We start from the raw sequence: 17935 nt of genomic DNA on the forward strand, positions 1-17935 counted from the left end.
CACTTAAGCGTTATCACATGTTTTTAGAGGTAAGATTTACACATTCCCGAGGTTTATTGAAGTTTAAAACTATTATATTTGAAACGATTATATTTGAACTTATTATATTTGAAACGATTATATTTGAACTTATTAAATTTGAAACTATTATATTTGAACTTATTAAATTTGAAACTATTATATTTGAACTTATTAAATTTGAAACTATTATATTTGAACTTATTAATTTTGAAACTATTAAGTATGAGACAGTACAGTCTGAGGCAGTTAAAGTTCCACTCCGTAAGATTAACCTACAAGTCTTATAATCCCGATCTTTGGCTCGTAACACTGCCCTCCCGCAAGAAGGGAACGGACAACTTCTTCTACGAACTCTTCAGGAACACCTCTTGAAACCGCAGAATCTACAAAAGTAGCGTAATCAACTCCCCTACCTCCGCCAATTTCCTTTAGTAGTTCGAGTACGAATTCCTTCTGGTCAGCCTTGGCTCCTGCAGGACCTTCGGATTCAAAGTTAAGAGCCTTTAGCCCTTCTCTGATATATGCACTGAGCTGTCTTGCAAATTCCTGAGGGGCGCGGTCCCTTTCAAGGGCAATGGAAATCCCTTCCGCAAGCTCTTCGGAAATTCCTCTCTCAAGCAGATATTCCCTGAGGGTTTCTCCATGATATCCACTTGCAAGAGCATCCGAAAAAGCCTCGAGCCTGTCAACGGTCTGTTCTGCAGTATCCACAACCCACCTATTGCGGATCTCTTCGTCTACAACGTTTGCCTCTTCTGCCCGGATTGAGATAAAAACAGAGCCAGGTTCGGGTTCGTAAATACGGGCTTTTCCGGTAAGGGCTATGAAAGCAGGGACCTGAACCGTTGAAAAGAAAATGGAAGCATCAGGCTGGTACTGCCCTGCATATACTGTAAAAGCTCCCGTAGGGTCAACTATCCGGGCTTTCCACATTTCGTTTTGCGTACCTATGCTGTCGAGTTCGGTAAGCACGCCAACTGCAAAGACACGGTTGAGAATAAGCCCCAGAGGGCTGATAAGCAGGTTAGGGGATTTCGAATCAACTATTTCGGACGAGGACCTTGCCGATTTCTCAAGCTCCCTACAGGCTTCAAATTCCTTCGCAAAAATTCTTTTTGCAATTTCTCTCTTAAGCAAGGCGTATCTCTCCCCCGGAAACCTCTAAATCCGTTTCCTCTTCATCCTTCCCGAGTCTGTGTAATAATTCAACAACTCGAACAGCGAGGTCATCTTCAGGCACCCAGGCACTTTCTGCAACAAAAGAAACCCCATACTCTCCCTTTGAAGCATTCCCGCGTACTGCAAGGTAGCGGCCGGTAAGAATCCTTCTCAGGTCTTCATAGACCGCATCTTTAGAAATATCAGAAAACATGAGCTGTTCGGCTTCCTCAAGGGACTTCCCGTAGATCGTTTCTGCAAGTTCCCTTGGAAACATGACGGACATTGCCCCTGTCCCGTCATCCAGCACAGCCTTAATCCGCATGTCCCTTACGCCTTCCACCTTGCCATGCGCCCTGCAATTTGATTTCTGAATCACGCGGCTGCACTCCGGACAGCGGGAAATTATCCCTGAACCCGGTCGGACGGATACAACATTTCCTGCTGCAACTATATCGAACATATTGTCTCTTGAGTCTATTTCTTCTATTTTTAAAGGGACAGGGTCTTTTGCTGCAGACTCGAAAGTAAAAGCAAGCTTTTCAGCTTCTTCAGGCCCAACTGATGAGACTTTAGTGCTGCTGAGGATATTGATCGAAGGCATTCCTCTGAACATGCGGACCTGGGCTCCTTCTATCCGGATTGTACTTCCTATGTCAATGCCCGGAAGTTCAACCCAGGCACTGAAAGGTAATCTTGCTGTCTCATCCGCAAGCACGCCGGAAATCACTTTAGACTGCTTGCCCCTTATCAGAACTTCCCTGTGAGAAAGCTGAAGTACACAGGCTGTGGTTCCTACGGAAAAATCCACAGCGCCTATGTCAATCAATTTTTTTGCAGGGCTTTTGGAAAGTTCGGAAAGCTGAGGGAGGGGAGAATCCGGAACTATGGATACCAGAGACTGTTTTCCTATAGAAAGCCTTATTCTGTTCTGCCAGAGGCGAGTATAGGCATTCCTGATATTGATTACATCTCCGGTTGAACCTGGAAGTTCTTTCCAGGAGGAAAACATGACTGAACCCGTTTCATCTGCAAGAACCCCGGTATATAGTCTGGAAGGCCCCTCCTGAGCTCCTTCCTGAGGGTGGATTGCCTTTTCCCCTATATCCAGGATTCTGCCTGTTATTCCAAAATTTTTCAGGGAGGTTGAAAGGTCTTTTACCTTCAGGACTTTCCTTGTTCCCCCAAACTTTCGGAGGATACTTTCCTTTGCAACCTCCGGAGGTACGCGAAAAGCAAGAAGTTTATCGAATTCTGCCCGGATGCCACTCTTTTCAATGTCTCCAAGCGCCCTGGTTAGCTCTTCAAGTTGGGGCGCAATTTTTTTGTCCATTTTAAGCCTCCATTCGAGACAATAATAAAACAATTCAGATATAAGGATTTTAGGTTTTGCTTTATGGCCGCAGTCATTTACAACTGCAGGCATTTACAGGTAGTCAGGTTTCAGGACTTTATACTTTTGGATTTCACTTTCATAATCTTTTAGATCCTACTTTTCAAGAACAACTGTTTAGAACTTGTGGTTCCAAAGATATATCTTTTCAGGACAAAATTGTTTTCTTAACAAAACATTGAAAGAATCAGCTCTGAAAAATAAACAAGATTCATTCCGGAAAAACAGATAAAATTCGAAAAAAAGAAAATTAACGGTTTTTAATGCGATAAAAACGAATGAAAAAATCATAAAGAAATGGAAGAGTAAATGAGGAACTAAAGATGGAAAGAGTAAAAGAAAAGAATTTACAGGTATTTATTATAGTAGCGGTTGCGTTTATTCTGGCAGTCATATGCACATGTTCTTTCGCTTCCGCAGCAAATTTAAGGGTAGACCCTGCAGCAGAAGGGGGCTATACCACAATACAGGCTGCAGTAGACGCCGCAAAAGAAGGAGATACTATTTTTGTAAACCAGGGAACTTATGTTGAAAACCTTATAATCGACAGGCAGGTGAGGATCTGGTCGGACTCGAGAAACCCTGAGAATACGATTGTGAAGGCAGCTGACCCTACAGAAAGTGCCGTGGAGATAACTGCGGACAGGGCAACTTTCAGTGGGTTTGGGGTAGAGGATTCGGATAAAGCAGGGATTTTGCTGACAGGAGTCAATAACTGCTATATCAACAATAACAGAGCCAGAAACTCAGAATACGGGATTCTGCTGCAGGATGCAGGAACCAACAACATAAACGGCAACATCCTAACCCTGAACGAAATCGGGATCAGGCTCGAAGGTTCAAACTCAAATACGATTCAGGACAACCTCGTTGCTTACAACTATGGTTTCGGAATCTCCCTTGAAGAGAGCAGCAAGAACATTATTTATAATAACTACTTCAAAAATGCCGAAAATGTCGAAGAAAACACCGTAAACGCAGACAATGCCTGGCAGAGCACTCTCTCAACCAAAAGTAACCTTGTCAGGGGTCCGTATATTGGCGGAAATTTCTGGGCAAACCCTGAAGGCACGGGTTACAGTGAAACCTGCGTGGATGGAAACAGCAACGGAATTTGTGATTCCGCATACGAGGTCACTGGTGGTGGGTCCGATAAATCTCCTCTTTTCCCGAAAGTTCCAGGTGCTGTCACAACCCTTGAAAACAAACTGGATGCTGGAGCTTATGATCAGGGCCTGGCAGACAGAGAAGGCACAGGAAATGAGACTGAATTCCCTCTGGAGGGAGTAACGGAGGAAGAAACCGAAGGAACAACAGAACCTGCAGGTGAAGGAGAGGAAACTTCCGAAACCGGGGCTCCAGAAGAAAACGGAGCTCCCGGACCAGGCCTTGCATTTACGGTTCTGGCGGCAGGAGCAGCTTATATCCTAAAGCGGAAAAGATAAAAGTAATCTAAAATAGAAAAAAGGAGAGGAAGCAGAAGGGACAGTATTCTTCCCTTCTTTTTTCCTTGATTATTGCGGGTAAAACTTACCCTTAATTATTTGTGGGCAAAACTTACCCTTAATTATTTGTGGGTAAAATAAGCCACAACTTTTTCTTTGCTTACGGTATCAATTCTGCAGAAGCCGAAACGTTCGAACTGGACTATTTTATCAAGTTCGGTTGCAATCCCGTGTTCTCCGATTCCTTCGATATCTCCTTCTGGGCCGCGCACTTTCACAGGGATTCCGTCAACAGGAGTCCAGTGGATTATTTTTGCTTTTGCTTTTTTAAGGGTTTCAAGAGAAACATCAGAGCGTTTTGCCTGCAGCGGGGAAAGGGAAGTGATTTCGATATTGCAGAACTCTTTTAAGCGGATGATGGAACCTACTTCCAGCTTTTCGACATCATCTTTACAGACAAGTACCTTATTTTCTACAGCAATTTCCCTTACACCTCTTGCATGATCAGTGGGGTGGAGCGGAAGTTTAGCAACTGAAGGTTCCATGCCTGCAATTTCCAGTTCTACCGGGTCCCAGACAAAGAAGTACCTGTTTGCACTTGGATCCACGATTTTACGGTTTTCGGCGTAAAGAGACTCCATGCTTATACTTACGTCAGTCATCCCAACTCCCATTTCTATCATGAACTTTTTGAGAGCTTCAGCCCTTATCCCACGGCGACGGATTGCCCGGATTGTTGGTAGGCGGGGGTCATCCCAGCCGCTGTATTCTCCGGCTTCAATGGATTTGCGCAGGGTGCTTGTGCTGAACTTCCCAAACTCATGGATCTTTACTCGACCCCAGTGAGTTGTTTTTGGGTACGTCCATCCGAAGTATTTGTAGATGTAACCCTGCCGCTTTTCGCTGTCTATAAGGTCTTTGCCCCGGATGATGTGGGTCATGCCGAGTTCATGGTCCTCGATAGCGCCTGCAAAGTCCAGGAGAGGCCAGACAACGTACTTGGTTCCGATTTCAGGGCGGGGATGAGACATTTTTCTTATCCTGAATGCCCCCCAGTCCCTCAGAGCAGGATCCTTATGTTCGATGTCTGTCTTGATCCTCAGCACAGCCTGCTGGTCTTCATATTCCCCGGCAAGCATCTTTTCCCAGTGCATGAGGTTTTCTTCAGGGCTAGTGTTCCTGTGCGGGCAGGCTTGCTTTGCGTCCTTTAACTTTTTGAAGTCTCCCCCTTTACAGAAACAGACATAGGCTTTGCCCATCTCAATTAGCTTTTTTGCATAATCGTAATAGATAGGGAAATGGTCAGAGGCATAGACAACCTGGTCAGGTACAACTCCGAGCCATTTGAAGTCGTCCAGATACCAGGGATAGGCTTCAAGCATGGGGCGCTTTATATCAGGGTCGGTATCGTCAAAACGCAGGATAAACTTGCCTTGATAGATCTTTACGTACTCGGAATTGACTACCATGCCCCTTGAACTGCCCAGGGTCGCAGGCCCGTTGGGGTTAGGGGCAAAGCGCATTACGACTTTCCCGGTTTCTGCCCCTTCGAGGGGTTTTAAACCCTTGTCCGGCTCTTTCTTTACACTCAGGGCTTCTATGAGCTCAGGAGCAATTTCCGACAGCCGGGCTTCCCAGGCTTCGGGGTTTCCATTAGCAATTTCAGAAACAATGGCTTCAAGTGCCGCAGAGACAGCTCCGGGATTGGCCCTTAGCTGGGGGTACTCTCCCATTACCTTGCCCATTACGGCTTTGGGCTGGGGGGCTTTCCCGTATTTCACAGCATTTTGAAGGGCATATTTTTCTATTGATTTAAGATCTTCAGGACTTAAGGTCATAGAAGTTTCTCCAAAAATAAACATGGATTAAATCTTAATTGACTGAGATGAGAATATTACTCAAGTTAAACTGAATGGATAAACCCGCAAAAGGGAGAATCCATAAGATGCGTTGAATCCGATGATTGAAGAAAAAACATGTAAATAGGATTATAAAAAGTCACCGAAGCCACGAACTTATGAGGAAAGGCTCAATAGTAACAAAGCACATTCTGAAGTCTTTCAAAGATAAAAGCCTTTATTTCGGAATTGAGGCTTCAATTTCCCGGATTCGAGACATTTTCTCATTGATTGTACATAGATCCCGCTCAAAGTCCTGCAGGAATTTAGGGACAGCATCCCCTGGCACAGCCCCCTGAGCTGAAGGCTTGATAAGATTTGCCTGCTCAAGGACTCTAAGGGAATAACGTACCTTATGGTTCTGCATCCCGGTAACTTCTGCAAGTTTAAGGATTCCTATGGGACCTTCTTCAATTACCTTTTTGAGCACAATCAGGTGGCGCTCTGTAAGGTCAAGTTCAGTTCCAATATGCTCAAGAAGCATCAGACAACCTCGTTTCTAAGTGTTCCGATTCCCTGGACCTCAACTTCCACGGTATCTCCTCTGTGCAGTTCTCCTACTCCAGGGGGTGTTCCGGTAGCGATTACATCCCCTACTTCCAGGGTCATAATCTCGCTGATGAATTCAATAAGATAAGGAATATCAAACATCAGGTTTGAGGTACTTGATGCCTGTCTGGTTTCCCCGTTTACCCTGCAGGAAATCTTCGCATCAGTAACATCAATTTCTTCTGTAGAGACTATATAAGGCCCGAATGCCGCAAAGGTATCGAAACTCTTTGCCCTTGTCCACTGCCCGTCTTTTTGCTGGAGATCACGGGCAGTCACATCATTAAAACAGGTATAGCCTGCAATCACGTCCTCGGCTTTTTCGGCGGGAATATTCTTGCAGCGCTTTCCGATTACGACTGCGAGTTCGGCTTCATAGTCCACCCGCGAACTGGATGCAGGGTAGATGATCTTATCTCCATGCCCTATAACTGCAGATGGGGGCTTTAGAAAAATAATAGGGTTTTCAGGGATTTCCATGGAAAGCTCGTCAGCATGGTCTTTATAGTTCAGGCCAACACAGACGATTTTAGAAGGGAATGAAGGGGGTAGAACACGAAGTTCCGAAAGTTCAAATGCTCCGGCAGAGATACCTCCACTGGGATACACCCGCCCATCTTCGATTTCACCATAAAAAACGACATCCCCTGACCTGAACCTTCCAATCATAGCTTTGCCTTCCTCATCCTGTTTTCACGGAGCCAGTTACCTGCTCTCTTTCATTTTTGAAAAGGATATATCGAAACTTAAATTTTAACTCTTCGCCCACTGGCATCCCGCGAGTAGTTTCCGAGTTCCGAACCAATAAGTTGAACTCCGGAAAATACAGGCCCATCCTTACAGACCCGAAGCCCGGACTTGTCTATACAGCATGCCCCGCAGATGCCGATGCCGCATTTAAAATAGCGGTGGAGGCTGAACTCTGCCTTTTCAAGGACCTGAAGCTCTTCAAAGAGCCTGAATACCGAAGCCATCATTATTTCAGGACCACAGACTGCAATTCTGTCATAGGCTGCAACATCAAGGTTTTTGAGGACATCGGTCACAAACCCTTTAACGCCTTTTGAACCGTCATCAGTTGAGATATAAATCTTTCCGAGGGCTTCGAACCGCCCTTCAAATAGCAGGTCTTCGGCACTCCGTGCCCCAAGAATGGTATGTACCTCAGCGCCTGCAGCAAAGGCTGCCTCAGCATAAGGGGATAAGGGAGCAGCACCGACCCCACCGGCTATAACAAGGACTTTTTCGCCTCTAACAGGAAGGGTAAAGCCCTTTCCGAAAGGCCCTCTGAGCCCGAAGGAGTCGCCTTCTTTTAACTCAAAGAGCTTTGAGGTCGCCTCGCCCACCTTCTGGACAGTTATGGAATTATTTCTGGAAAGGCCCATAGGAATCTCGTCCACGCCCCTGATCCAGACCATTACAAACTGGCCTGGTTCCATATCCTCAAACCTGTGGTCAAAGAAAAAAGTCCTGACCAGAGGAGTTTCTTCAGTTATCTGTGTTATTATAGCATTAAGAGGAAGCATCAGACCATCTCTGTGTTATTATAGCATTAAAAGGAAGCATCAGATCATCTCATGGGCAAGCCCTATAATTTTCTTTATATCCGAATAACCTTTCCTCGTGAGGAAGGCTTCTATTCCCGTCCCGATTTCAGAGAAGATATCCACTCTGTCATATACCGCAGACCCGATCTGGACAGCTGCAGCTCCTGCCATTAACATTTCCGCAGCGTCTTCCCAGGAAGAAACTCCTCCTACCCCAATCACCGGAATTTCCAGGGCAGTGTAGAGGTCGTAAACGCATTTGATAGCTACGGGCTTGACAGCTTTTCCGGAAAGCCCTCCTGAACGGTTTCCAAGCACCGGATATCCGGATTCAATGTCAATAGCCATTCCCTTTAAAGTATTGATTGCAACAACAGCGTCCGCACCCCCGGATTCGGCTGCAGTTCCAATGGATTTAATGTCTGCAACATTGGGAGTCAGCTTAACCCAGACAGGAACGTTAACAACATCCTTCACCGCCGCTGTAACTGCTTCTACCAGGCAGGGGTTTGAACCGACTGCGGCTCCGTATCCTTCAGCGTGAGGGCAGCTTACATTCAGTTCAAACGCATCAGGATTTGCAGGAAGCAGTCCTTCGGCAACTTCAGCAAACTCCGAAGGAGTGCCCCCGAAAATGCTTGCAATTACCGGAACTGCAGAGTTATTTTTTGCAAACTCGAGCTCCTGCAGGAAGCCGGGATAGGAAGGGTTCGGAAGCCCCATGGCATTTAAAAACCCGCAGTCCAGCCTAACCATGCTGGGGTTGATGTGTCCGGTTTTTGGGGCGGGACCTATGGATTTGGTCACAACTGCACCCGCTCCTCCTTCACGCGCAACCCTGCAGAGGGAAGCGCCGGTTGTCCCGAGCACTCCGGCTGCAAGAATGGTCGGGTTTTTTAATTCAAGTCCGGTGAGAGTATACATTACATAACTCCATATCCTGCTCGCAGGCAGTCTCTGTATCAATAATCGTATGAACTCTCCGTACCGCATGCATCTCTGGAGATCTGAAGGAGCGCTTCTTCAGCCAGCCTCCTACCCCCCATCTCCACAAGCCTGTGCCCCAGTTCCCTGGCTTTCTCGATACCTCCAAGCATCGGGATAGACTCCTCAACCCGAACAACTTCTCTGCCGTCCAGGGAAAGGACTTCAGCCAGAACATGAATTTCTTTCTTATCAGGTTTAAGCTCGGCATAGGAACCAATAGGGGTTGTACACCCACCTCCGAGTTCGGAGATAAGGATACGTTCGAGTTCGGTAACAATCCGGCTCTCGGTATGGTCAAGTTTGGAAACCGCAGCTTCAGCCTCAGTGCCTGCCCTCGTCACCACTGCAACCGTACCCTGGTTCGGGGAAGGGCAGAAAAATTCAGGGGAAAGGATTTCTCCTTCAAGGTCCCAGCCCATACGCTCAAGCCCTGCTTTTGCTAGCAGGATACCGTCATACTGTCCTTCTTTAAGCTTCCTGAGCCTGGTGTCAATATTGCCCCGGAGCTCCTGAGTAATAAGGTCAGGCCTGTAACGCCGGATCTGGGCAGCCCTTCTCAGGGAGCTGGTGCCTATAATAGACTGTTCAGGCAGTTCGTCAAGAGTAGTCCCGTCGTACGTGAGCAGGAAATCAAATGGAGTGTCACGCTCCAGAATTGCAACAGTGGGAATCGCCTGTGGACGGATTGTGGGCATGTCCTTCATCGAGTGGACAGCAATATCGATCTCTCCTGCAAGCATGACATCGTCAAGTTCCCGGACAAAAGCCCCGACTCCTCCGGATACGGCATGCAGAGGGCGGTCAGTAAACCGGTCTCCGCTGGTTTTTATAATCTTTATACTGGTTTCAACGCCCCGCTCCTCAAGCAGGCGCGCAACATTCTTGGTCTGGGCAAGCGCAAGCTGGCTGCCCCGGGTACCTATTATCATTTGGAATCCTCAAACGTTTTAAAAGATAAAATCTTCAGAGATTTTCCATATAAGCTTCGAGGGTCTTTTCAAGGTCTTCTTTGCTGTGAGCTGCAGATATGAAGTTGGTCTCAAACTGGGATGGGGGCAGGAAAACCCCGCTTGCAAGCATCCTGTGGAAGAAAGCAAAGTAACCATCCTTGTCACATTTAAGGACTTCCTGGTAGTTATGAGGCTCTGCCCCGAAGAAGATCTTGAACATGGAAGCAATTCCGCAAACATTATAGTCAAGCCCTTCGTCCTCAACGATTTCCGAGAGCACAGTGCGCATGTAATCTCCAGTTGCATTCAGCTTTGCGTGAATATTTTCCTCTTTCAGGTAATCAAGCACAGCAATGCCCGCAGCCACCGAGCAGGGGCTTCCGCTGAAGGTCCCTGCCTGATAGACAGGCCCGGAAGGTGAGATCATTTCCATGATTTCCCGGCGGCCGCCAAAGACCCCTATTGGCAGGCCTCCACCTACGATCTTTCCGAGGGTAGTCATGTCGGGCACGACCCCGAAGTATTCCTGCGCCCCACCCATTGCGAGCCTGAATCCGGTAATTACCTCATCGAATATGAGCAGAACATCATTTTCCAGTGTGAGTTTTCTGAGTTCTTCCAGGTACCCGGGTAACGGGAGAACAGGGCCTATATTTCCCATTACAGGCTCTATAATTACTGCTGCAAGATCGTCCCGATTCTTTTCCACAAGTGCGGTCATTGTTTCAATATCGTTATAAGGAGCCTGCAGGGTATGTTTGGTGAAATCTGCAGGAATGCCGAGGGAATCAGGCTCTCCAAGAGTAGTGGCCCCTGAACCTGCCTTTACGAGCACCGCATCATGGGCGCCGTGAAACCCGCCTTCAATCTTTATAAATTTATTTTTACGTGTAAAGCCACGCGCAAGGCGGAGGGCACTCATGGTGGATTCCGTGCCTGTAGAAACAAAACGGAGCATATCAATGCTGGGATAATAGTTTGCAACCTTTTCTGCGAGGGTTACTTCAAGCTCGGTGGGAGTCCCGTAGAGCCAGCCTTTATCGAGCTGAGTTTTTATTGCCTCCTTTATTACCGGATGGGCGTGCCCGAGGATAGCAGGACCGTAGGCAAGGCAGTAGTCAATATATTCGTTTCCGTCAAGGTCCCTTATCTTCGAACCGTTCGCAGAAGCGGTATAGAAAGGATAGGGTTTGATTGCGCGCACCGGACTGCTAACCCCGCCAGGGATGAGGGTCTTTGCTTTCTCATATATCTGTCTGGACTTATCAAGTGTTACCTCAAACGTCATGTAAATCTCACCGGATGAATTTAAGTATTTGATAAAGGGTTGTAAATAGATTTAAGGGAGTAAATCAAAGGGAGTAAATTAAAGCGACTTTCGAGCTAAAAAGACCTTAAATAAAGGCCAATTTCCGGACTGAAATGAACTCCTGGCTTAAAGTTAATTTTTAAATGAGGCAGGCTTTCTTTTTCGAGTGGGCTTCCAGGACTGAGCTTCCGGATTAAGCTAATGCTCTATTCTGTGCTATGTATTTATCTTTATAACAGAGCCTTCACCTATTAAGCAGTTATTGATGGAAACAACCATTGATGATAGCATACAGACAAAAGACAGGTTTAAAAACAAAAGGTAAGAAAGGGAGACGGGAACGAAAGCCCGGACTGAAGCTCCTTAAAGACAGGAATGCCTGAAAAAGGAGCTGTTACTTCAGCATTCGGGCAGCATCCTTTGCAAAGTAAGTGATTATGAAATCCGCTCCCGCCCTCTTGATCGAAATAAGAGACTCGTAAATGGCTTTTTTCTCATCAATCCACCCGTTGGCTGCGGCTGCTTTGATCATGGAATACTCTCCACTTACGTTGTATGCAGCTGTTGGCATACCGAACTCGCTCTTGACTTGGTATATGATGTCCAGGTAGGGAAGCGCAGGCTTTACCATAAGGATGTCCGCTCCTTCTGCAATATCAAGGGTTACTTCCCGGAGAGCCTCGTCACTGTTTGCAGGGTCCATCTGGTAGGTCGAGCGGTCCCCGAAGGAATACCCGGATTCGGCAGCTTCTCTGAAAGGTCCGTAGAAACAGGAATGGTATTTTGCAGCATAGGACATAATGGGAATGTTCTCAAACCTGCTTAAGTCAAGAGCTGCACGGATTGCATCTACCATCCCGTCCATCATTCCCGATGGAGCTACCATATCGGCTCCGGCTCTTGCATGGCTAACAGCAATCTTTCCCAGGACTTCAAGGGTAGGGTCGTTAAGGACTTCTTGAGTTTCAAAATCAACTATTCCGCAGTGCCCGTGGCTTGTGAATTCGCACATACAGATATCAGTGATCACAACAAGTTTGTCTCCAAGCTCTGCTTTGATCCTCCTCACAGCTTCCTGGACAACATCCGTTTCCCCGCAGGAAGAGCTTCCTTCTGCGTCCTTGAATGCAGGCACTCCGAAAAGGATCACTGCAGGAATCCCGAGCTCTGCAATCTCTTTTGCCTCTTTTACGACCCCGGAGAGCGGGAAATTATATATTCCGGGCATGGAAGAAATCTCAACGGGGGAATCAATATTTTCGTTTACAAAAATAGGCTGGACAAGGTCGTCTACTGACAACGTGGTTTCACGTATAAGATCCCTGATTTTTCCCTTTCTTAACCTTCTTAACCTGACTTCTGGAAACATGTGATCACTCCTGAAATATTAATTGTTTTACATGTTAGTTGCTTTCTGAAATATGAACTTCTTTACCTGTAAATTGCTTCAATTTGAAAATTATTTCTGCCTGTGAATTGCTTCTGCCTTCCTGTACATTGTTTCTGTTTTTCTGTACATTTCTGCCTTAATCTTTTACAGCATATTGCTCTTTAACCCGTACCTGTTCTTTTGCGCAGACGGGTTTCACGTTTTCAAGCTTCGCCCTGTCTTTATCGAGGCAGAAGACTCTTGATACCACATCCAGAAACTCTTCGTTTCCAAGTTCGGCAGCCTGGCGGAGGACTTTGGTAGGCTCGGCAAGGATCTTGTTAACGATTGAATGGGTAAGATCGTCAAGCACCTCGGTTTCTATCTCCCCGATAGTATGATAGGCACTGAGCCGGTTGACTGCTTTTTCCCGTTCCCTTATGCGGACATCATAGACCTGCCGGTAAAGTTCGGAAATCAAACGGTCGGCTTTCTGGCGCTTGTATTGGAGATTTAAAAGCCTGATCTCTTCTTGAATAATCTCTTCAGCCTTTTTTGCTTCTTCTTTTCGCATCTTCAGGGTCTTTTCACTGATGACCCTCAGATTATCGATATTACAGAGTTCCACATTTTCGAGCTCCACGACGGATTCCTCAATATCCCTGGGGTTTGCGATATCGATAAGAAGGAGTTTTCTGTCCCTGCCTTTCACGGCTTCTTCAACGATCTCCCGTGTAAGGATATAATGGGGAGCTCCAGTGCCGCTGATCACGACATCCGCGCCCGGCAGATAGTCTCTTATATCATTAAGCTTTACCGCGTGCCCTCCGAGCTCGTAGGCGATTTCTTCAGCTTTTTTAAAGGTACGGTTTGCAATGTAAATAGCCTGAATATCCTTTTCGGCAAGAGCCTTTGCAACCAGAACCCCTATTTCCCCGGCTCCGATTACAAGCACGGATTTTCCTGTGAGCCCTCCGAAGATATCTTCAGCAAGGTCTACAGCTGCCGAACCTATGGAAACCGAACCTTTATTGATCCGGGTTTCGTTCCGGATCCTCTTACCCACCTGGATAGCTTTTTCAAAAGCCGTATCAAGGATCTTCCCAGTTGTTCCCGTTTTCTTGGAATAGGCATAGAGATCCTTTATCTGCCCCAGGATCTGGTCTTCTCCTACAATCATGGACTCGAGCCCCCCTGAAAGCCTGAGCAGGTGTTCCAGAGACTCATCGTGCCCGTAAAAGTCGATAATATGGGTGGAAGCTCCCATTTCTTTTGCAAAAGAGAAAAGTATGCTGCTGCTTTTGGGAGAAACAACGTAGATTTCAACACGGTTACAGGTTTTTAAGACAACGCATTCGTATACATACTCATGGTGGTACAGGTTATGGAGCAGCCCGTCCAGATCTCCGTGCCAGGCGGACTCCATTTCTTCAACCTTCGCTTTTTTATGGGATATAACCATACTTGAGATTTCTGTCACAGAGAGCCTCCGGATAGAATGAATACAGGAAATAAAATGATTAATATAAGGAGTTGTAAATTAAACTTTGTCCAGAAATCCTCAGCCATTTTTCACCAAAGGGTTTCTATTTAAAGGGTTATTAGAAGGTAATTAAAAGGATAATAATTAAAAGCTTTTTCATTCACAGGACGTTTTCTTTCTCAAAGTAGTCCTTTTTCTTTCAATGTTTCCTGCGCTTTTCCAGTCTGATTTTGCTTGTCTGAATCTCTGCGATTACTCGAGAGTATTGGAGATTACTCGAGATTGTCGGAGATTATTGAGTACGCAATTTCTGTTGCCTTTTCATATGATTCGGAAAAGCCGTCCCATACATTTTCACTTTCAAGGACTCTCCAGAGAAGAGCTTTCCTTTTCTTCTGTTCTTTTACATGCAGTTTTAGGTAGCTTCTGAGCTCGTCCTGAAGCCGGATCATTTCAGAATATGCAGGGGTTATTACATTTTCTATCTGTTTACGGGTATATTTTGAAACCGCGGGACTGTGCCCGAGAGTGGAAATGCCTATTACAAGGTCTTCTCTTTTGATGACCGAGGGGATTACAACATTACCTAAAGCATCCACCTGATTAATCAAAATATCGCTTTCTTCGGCAATATCAGTTATTTTCCGGTTAAGTTCGGAACTGCTGGTTGCCGGAATAACAAGAAAAGCCCCTGAGATAATTTCTCTGAGTTCGGAATCCTTGGCTTCCGTAAGGTCAAGTTTTGACAGCCTGACCTGTCCTGAAGTCTCAAGTTCATACAGCCTTTCGGAAAAGTCGAGGCTGACAACAATGGTGTCTGCGCAGTCGCAGAAAAGTTCAGCTTTGCGCTCCCCGACAGACCCGCCTCCGAAAATCACTATTTTCCTGCCTGAAAGGTCAAGCATGAGGGGGAGAAAATTATTTGTTTTCGCCATTTTCAGGGACCTCGAAATATAAGATGAATTAATAGTTCGCCCTTAAAGCCTGACTCCGGTTTTTTTGAACTCTTTTTCACTGAAGAAAAGGGTGTAGTCCTTAATCCCTGTGGCTTCTGAAATCTTCTCAGCCACTTTTTTGCAGTCTTCGGGGTTATAGGAATGGACCATTGTAAACAGGTTATACTGCCAGTCTGGATAGCGGGGGCGTTCATAACAGTGCGTAACTTCGGGAAATTCAGCCATGATATTCCCTACCTTTTCGATCTGCTCATCAGGAACATTCCAGACGCACATTGCATTGGCTTTTATGCCTATAGCTCTGTGCCCGATTGAAGCCGCAAAGCGACGGATCTTTCCAGCTTTCTGGAGGTTTTTAAGCCTGTCAACAACCTCCTGTTCACTGATTCCAAGTTCAGAAGCAAACCCTTTGAAAGGAGAATGAGTGATTGGAATTCCGTCCTGCACGAGTTTTAGCAGTTTTACATCCGTTTTATCCATAATTTCACCTGATATCAAACTTTACCTGAATCTTAAACAGGTGCTTTGTAGGGAGATCAAGAAGAGGACAGCCTGTTTTCTCCCGAATTTCGCTGAGAATCCTCTCAAGCCTGTCTTTATTTGAAGCAGAAAGTGTAAACCAGAGATTATATTGTGCAGCACTTCTGAGATAATTATGGGAAACTTCTGGATACTCGTTAATTAAAATAGCAATTTCCTCTACGCGGGAATCAGGCACTTTCAGGGCTACAAGAGTGCTTACACCCCCCATATTTCTCATACTGAGGACAGGGCCTACCCTTCTTACTGCCCCTTTCCTGTTGAGTTCACGCAGCCTTTCAATTACCTCAATTTCCGGAATCCCGAGAATCTCCCCTAACCTGGCAAAAGGTTCGACTTCGAGAGGGACTTCCTGCTGGATAAGGTTGAGGATTCTTTTGTCGGTTTCATCAAGTCTTATTACCGGAACTTCCCCGTCATAAGGATCCATGTCACAGGAAAAATCGACGGCCTCTTTCCGGAGCTGATCTTTTAAATTATCAATGCCAATCATCTCGATCACGATCACTTTTTTCCGGGCCTGTAGATACAGTAAGGCTCTTCTTCGAGATAGTCGCCTGTGGCAGCATAGGCTCTTGCCCTGCAGCCTCCGCAGACTTTTTTATATTCACATATCCCGCACTTTCCTTTAAGTTCTTCGGGATCTCTCAGTTTCCTGAAAACCTCGGAGTTTTCCCAGACGTCTTTGAAAGTCTGTTTCCTTATATTTCCGGCAAGTATAGGAAGGTAACCACAAGGATAGACTTCTCCAATGCTTGACACAAAGCAGAAGCCCGTCCCTCCGAGGCAGCCCTTTGTCATGGCTTCGTAGCCGTGGGTCTTGACGGAGATCTCGATGCCTTCTTTTTTTGCCCGCTGGCGCATTATCCTGAAATAGTGGGGAGCACAGGTTGCTTTCAACTGGATTTTCGATTCTTTTTGCATGTCATAGAACCAGTTCAGGACACGTTCATAGTCTGCTGGAGAAACTTCATCAGACTCTTCTCCCCTGCCTGTTGGCACAAGGAAAAAGACGTGGTACGCAACTGCTCCCAGCTCTTTTGCAAGCTCAAAGGTCTTCGGGACCTCCTCAAGGTTGCGTTTTGAAATCGTTGTGTTGATCTGGAAAGGAAAATCTGCTTTCCTGAGAACTTCGATGCCCGCAAGAGTCCTATCAAAAGCTCCTGGCACACCCCGAAACTCATCATGGGTCTTTGCAATCGCTCCGTCAAGGCTAATGCTTAGCCTCTGAACTCCTGCAGCTTTTAGTTTTTCCACGATTTCAGTGGTCAAGAGGGTGCCGTTTGTTGCGAGCACTACTCTGAGCCCTGCATCCGTCCCGTAACGTGCGATTTCGAAGACATCCGCTCTGGTAAGAGGTTCGCCTCCGCTCACGATGAGGATTGGCTTTCCAAGCTCTACAACCTCATCAATGAAATGTTTAGCTTCTTCGGTTGTAAGCTCACCTTCAGGAACCGAGGAAGTGGAAGATCCCCTGCAGTGCACGCAGTTAAGATTGCAGCCCGCAGTAAGTTCCCATGCGATAAGTCTTGGTGGATTTGTCATGGCAATCATGAATTAATGGTTTCTTTTTTAATTGAATTCAGAGATTTTAATGGAAGTCAGAGAGAAATAAGATTTACAAATTAACGATAACCGAAAGTGGCGTCATATTTTAAAGATAGAATATAGGTCAGAACCCATTTTACTTAAAGTTAGTATAATTGAAACTTGTGAGGTCATATTAATAAAGTAATATTAATATTCTGCCATTTCAAACAAGAACCTGTGAAAAGAAAACAGAAAGTCAGGTATTTATCTGACTGGAAAGCTGAAGATTTGTGAGTTAAATAGTTAAACAGTTAAATGTCTGCCCGAACAGGGAGAAAAAAATAAAATGAGAAGTTGTTCAGGTTGATATCAGCTGCTGCCACCCTCCAAGTAGTTCCCACCTTGTTTCTTCTCCATATGGGTTCGGATAATCAAATTCTCGTTTGAACACAATTATCGTCTGAACGTCGTATTCCATGTCTTTTTCTAAATCGAGAGTAGTTTCGTACTTGAATGGTTTTCGGTATGTTAAAGTAATATCTTCTTCAGAAAGCAGCGTATAAGGTATTTCTTCGCCTTCGTCTGGATTATATTCCCTTGAGAATATCTGGATCCTTGTAGGGATAACATCAGTTTGTGAATCTTCGGCAAAACTGTAATCGTATGCTTGTTTATTCCTGTAATTAATATCCATTGATAGAGTAACCTGTGTGCGCGTTTCATTAATTTTGGGTAACTATTCAGCCATACCTTTAGTAAAAGCAATTTTTCCTCTTTCCGAGGAAAAATTGCATATAAAA

17 protein-coding genes are annotated in these 17935 nt (G+C 45.7%); 1 reads left to right on the forward strand and 16 read right to left on the reverse strand.

All coding sequences use genetic code 11. The features are described from left to right. Window positions 1-288: 288 nt before the first annotated feature. On the reverse strand, window positions 289-1158 hold the full coding sequence (locus MSWHS_RS12425) for an RPA family protein (RefSeq protein WP_048129694.1): 870 nt from the start codon (window positions 1156-1158) through the stop codon (window positions 289-291). After that, window positions 1151-2512 carry a Single-stranded DNA binding protein gene (locus MSWHS_RS12430; RefSeq protein WP_048130643.1) on the reverse strand — a complete coding sequence of 454 codons (1362 nt, stop codon included), beginning with the start codon at window positions 2510-2512 and terminating at the stop codon, window positions 1151-1153. The genes MSWHS_RS12425 and MSWHS_RS12430 overlap by 8 nt, the downstream gene beginning before the upstream one ends. Window positions 2513-2895: 383 nt before the next feature. Between MSWHS_RS12430 and MSWHS_RS12435 the strand changes: the two genes are divergently transcribed. Then, window positions 2896-4017, forward strand: a complete 1122-nt coding sequence (locus MSWHS_RS12435) for a nitrous oxide reductase family maturation protein NosD (protein ID WP_048159143.1) — start codon at window positions 2896-2898, stop codon at window positions 4015-4017. A 122-nt stretch (window positions 4018-4139) separates the two neighbouring features. Here MSWHS_RS12435 and MSWHS_RS12440 read toward each other — a convergent pair whose 3' ends face one another. From MSWHS_RS12440 to MSWHS_RS12505, 14 genes are all read right to left on the reverse strand, one after another. Beyond that, window positions 4140-5855: a glutamate--tRNA ligase gene (locus MSWHS_RS12440; RefSeq protein WP_048159144.1), complete on the reverse strand. Its 1716-nt coding sequence runs from the start codon at window positions 5853-5855 to the stop codon at window positions 4140-4142. A 238-nt stretch (window positions 5856-6093) separates the two neighbouring features. Further along, window positions 6094-6399 (reverse strand): hypothetical protein, encoded by a 306-nt coding sequence (locus tag MSWHS_RS12445; protein ID WP_048129691.1) that lies wholly within the window; start codon window positions 6397-6399, stop codon window positions 6094-6096. Next, a complete protein-coding gene (locus MSWHS_RS12450; RefSeq protein ID WP_048129690.1) occupies window positions 6399-7133 on the reverse strand; it encodes a fumarylacetoacetate hydrolase family protein in 735 nt (244 codons plus the stop codon). Before MSWHS_RS12450 ends, MSWHS_RS12445 begins: the two co-directional genes overlap by 1 nt. A gap of 77 nt (window positions 7134-7210) precedes the next feature. After that, entirely contained in the window at window positions 7211-7990 is a 780-nt protein-coding gene (locus MSWHS_RS12455; RefSeq protein WP_048159145.1) for a dihydroorotate dehydrogenase electron transfer subunit, read from the reverse strand. Window positions 7991-8029: 39 nt separating this feature from the next. Continuing rightward, complete coding sequence (locus MSWHS_RS12460; protein ID WP_048129688.1) at window positions 8030-8935, reverse strand: dihydroorotate dehydrogenase; 906 nt, start codon at window positions 8933-8935, stop codon at window positions 8030-8032. 38 nt (window positions 8936-8973) lie between these two features. Further along, on the reverse strand, window positions 8974-9927 hold the full coding sequence (gene hemC, locus MSWHS_RS12465; RefSeq protein ID WP_048159146.1) for a hydroxymethylbilane synthase: 954 nt from the start codon (window positions 9925-9927) through the stop codon (window positions 8974-8976). A 34-nt stretch (window positions 9928-9961) separates the two neighbouring features. Beyond that, window positions 9962-11236 (reverse strand): glutamate-1-semialdehyde 2,1-aminomutase, encoded by a 1275-nt coding sequence (gene hemL / locus MSWHS_RS12470; RefSeq protein ID WP_048129686.1) that lies wholly within the window; start codon window positions 11234-11236, stop codon window positions 9962-9964. Between the two features lie 415 nt (window positions 11237-11651). Continuing rightward, window positions 11652-12626 carry a porphobilinogen synthase gene (gene hemB, locus MSWHS_RS12475; protein ID WP_048129685.1) on the reverse strand — a complete coding sequence of 325 codons (975 nt, stop codon included), beginning with the start codon at window positions 12624-12626 and terminating at the stop codon, window positions 11652-11654. 157 nt (window positions 12627-12783) lie between these two features. After that, window positions 12784-14106: a glutamyl-tRNA reductase gene (hemA, locus tag MSWHS_RS12480; RefSeq protein ID WP_048129684.1), complete on the reverse strand. Its 1323-nt coding sequence runs from the start codon at window positions 14104-14106 to the stop codon at window positions 12784-12786. A 275-nt stretch (window positions 14107-14381) separates the two neighbouring features. Continuing rightward, window positions 14382-15044 (reverse strand): bifunctional precorrin-2 dehydrogenase/sirohydrochlorin ferrochelatase, encoded by a 663-nt coding sequence (locus tag MSWHS_RS12485; RefSeq protein ID WP_048129683.1) that lies wholly within the window; start codon window positions 15042-15044, stop codon window positions 14382-14384. A gap of 42 nt (window positions 15045-15086) precedes the next feature. Continuing rightward, a complete protein-coding gene (gene ahbB, locus MSWHS_RS12490; RefSeq protein WP_048129682.1) occupies window positions 15087-15545 on the reverse strand; it encodes a siroheme decarboxylase subunit beta in 459 nt (152 codons plus the stop codon). A gap of 4 nt (window positions 15546-15549) precedes the next feature. After that, window positions 15550-16098 carry a siroheme decarboxylase subunit alpha gene (gene ahbA / locus MSWHS_RS12495; RefSeq protein WP_048130641.1) on the reverse strand — a complete coding sequence of 183 codons (549 nt, stop codon included), beginning with the start codon at window positions 16096-16098 and terminating at the stop codon, window positions 15550-15552. An 11-nt stretch (window positions 16099-16109) separates the two neighbouring features. Beyond that, complete coding sequence (gene ahbD / locus MSWHS_RS12500; protein WP_048129681.1) at window positions 16110-17159, reverse strand: heme b synthase; 1050 nt, start codon at window positions 17157-17159, stop codon at window positions 16110-16112. 334 nt (window positions 17160-17493) lie between these two features. Next, window positions 17494-17829, reverse strand: a complete 336-nt coding sequence (locus tag MSWHS_RS12505; RefSeq protein WP_048159147.1) for a hypothetical protein — start codon at window positions 17827-17829, stop codon at window positions 17494-17496. Between the last annotated feature and the right edge of the window lie 106 nt (window positions 17830-17935).

Origin of the sequence: Methanosarcina sp. WWM596, assembly GCF_000969965.1 — an archaeon.
Classification (GTDB): domain Archaea; phylum Halobacteriota; class Methanosarcinia; order Methanosarcinales; family Methanosarcinaceae; genus Methanosarcina.

What these genes read in the sequence shown, in the direction of transcription:
- MSWHS_RS12430 (WP_048130643.1), bottom strand. Translation starts at nt 2,512, where the DNA reads ATGGACAAAAAAATTGCGCCCCAACTTGAAGAGCTAACCAGGGCGCTT.
- MSWHS_RS12435 (WP_048159143.1), top strand. Translation starts at nt 2,896, where the DNA reads ATGGAAAGAGTAAAAGAAAAGAATTTACAGGTATTTATTATAGTAGCG.
- MSWHS_RS12440 (WP_048159144.1), bottom strand. Translation starts at nt 5,855, where the DNA reads ATGACCTTAAGTCCTGAAGATCTTAAATCAATAGAAAAATATGCCCTT.
- MSWHS_RS12445 (WP_048129691.1), bottom strand. Translation starts at nt 6,399, where the DNA reads ATGCTTCTTGAGCATATTGGAACTGAACTTGACCTTACAGAGCGCCAC.
- MSWHS_RS12450 (WP_048129690.1), bottom strand. Translation starts at nt 7,133, where the DNA reads ATGATTGGAAGGTTCAGGTCAGGGGATGTCGTTTTTTATGGTGAAATC.
- MSWHS_RS12455 (WP_048159145.1), bottom strand. Translation starts at nt 7,990, where the DNA reads ATGCTTCCTCTTAATGCTATAATAACACAGATAACTGAAGAAACTCCT.
- MSWHS_RS12460 (WP_048129688.1), bottom strand. Translation starts at nt 8,935, where the DNA reads ATGTATACTCTCACCGGACTTGAATTAAAAAACCCGACCATTCTTGCA.
- hemC (WP_048159146.1), bottom strand. Translation starts at nt 9,927, where the DNA reads ATGATAATAGGTACCCGGGGCAGCCAGCTTGCGCTTGCCCAGACCAAG.
- hemL (WP_048129686.1), bottom strand. Translation starts at nt 11,236, where the DNA reads ATGACGTTTGAGGTAACACTTGATAAGTCCAGACAGATATATGAGAAA.
- hemB (WP_048129685.1), bottom strand. Translation starts at nt 12,626, where the DNA reads ATGTTTCCAGAAGTCAGGTTAAGAAGGTTAAGAAAGGGAAAAATCAGG.
- MSWHS_RS12485 (WP_048129683.1), bottom strand. Translation starts at nt 15,044, where the DNA reads ATGGCGAAAACAAATAATTTTCTCCCCCTCATGCTTGACCTTTCAGGC.
- ahbB (WP_048129682.1), bottom strand. Translation starts at nt 15,545, where the DNA reads ATGGATAAAACGGATGTAAAACTGCTAAAACTCGTGCAGGACGGAATT.
- ahbA (WP_048130641.1), bottom strand. Translation starts at nt 16,098, where the DNA reads ATGATTGGCATTGATAATTTAAAAGATCAGCTCCGGAAAGAGGCCGTC.
- ahbD (WP_048129681.1), bottom strand. Translation starts at nt 17,159, where the DNA reads ATGATTGCCATGACAAATCCACCAAGACTTATCGCATGGGAACTTACT.
- MSWHS_RS12505 (WP_048159147.1), bottom strand. Translation starts at nt 17,829, where the DNA reads ATGGATATTAATTACAGGAATAAACAAGCATACGATTACAGTTTTGCC.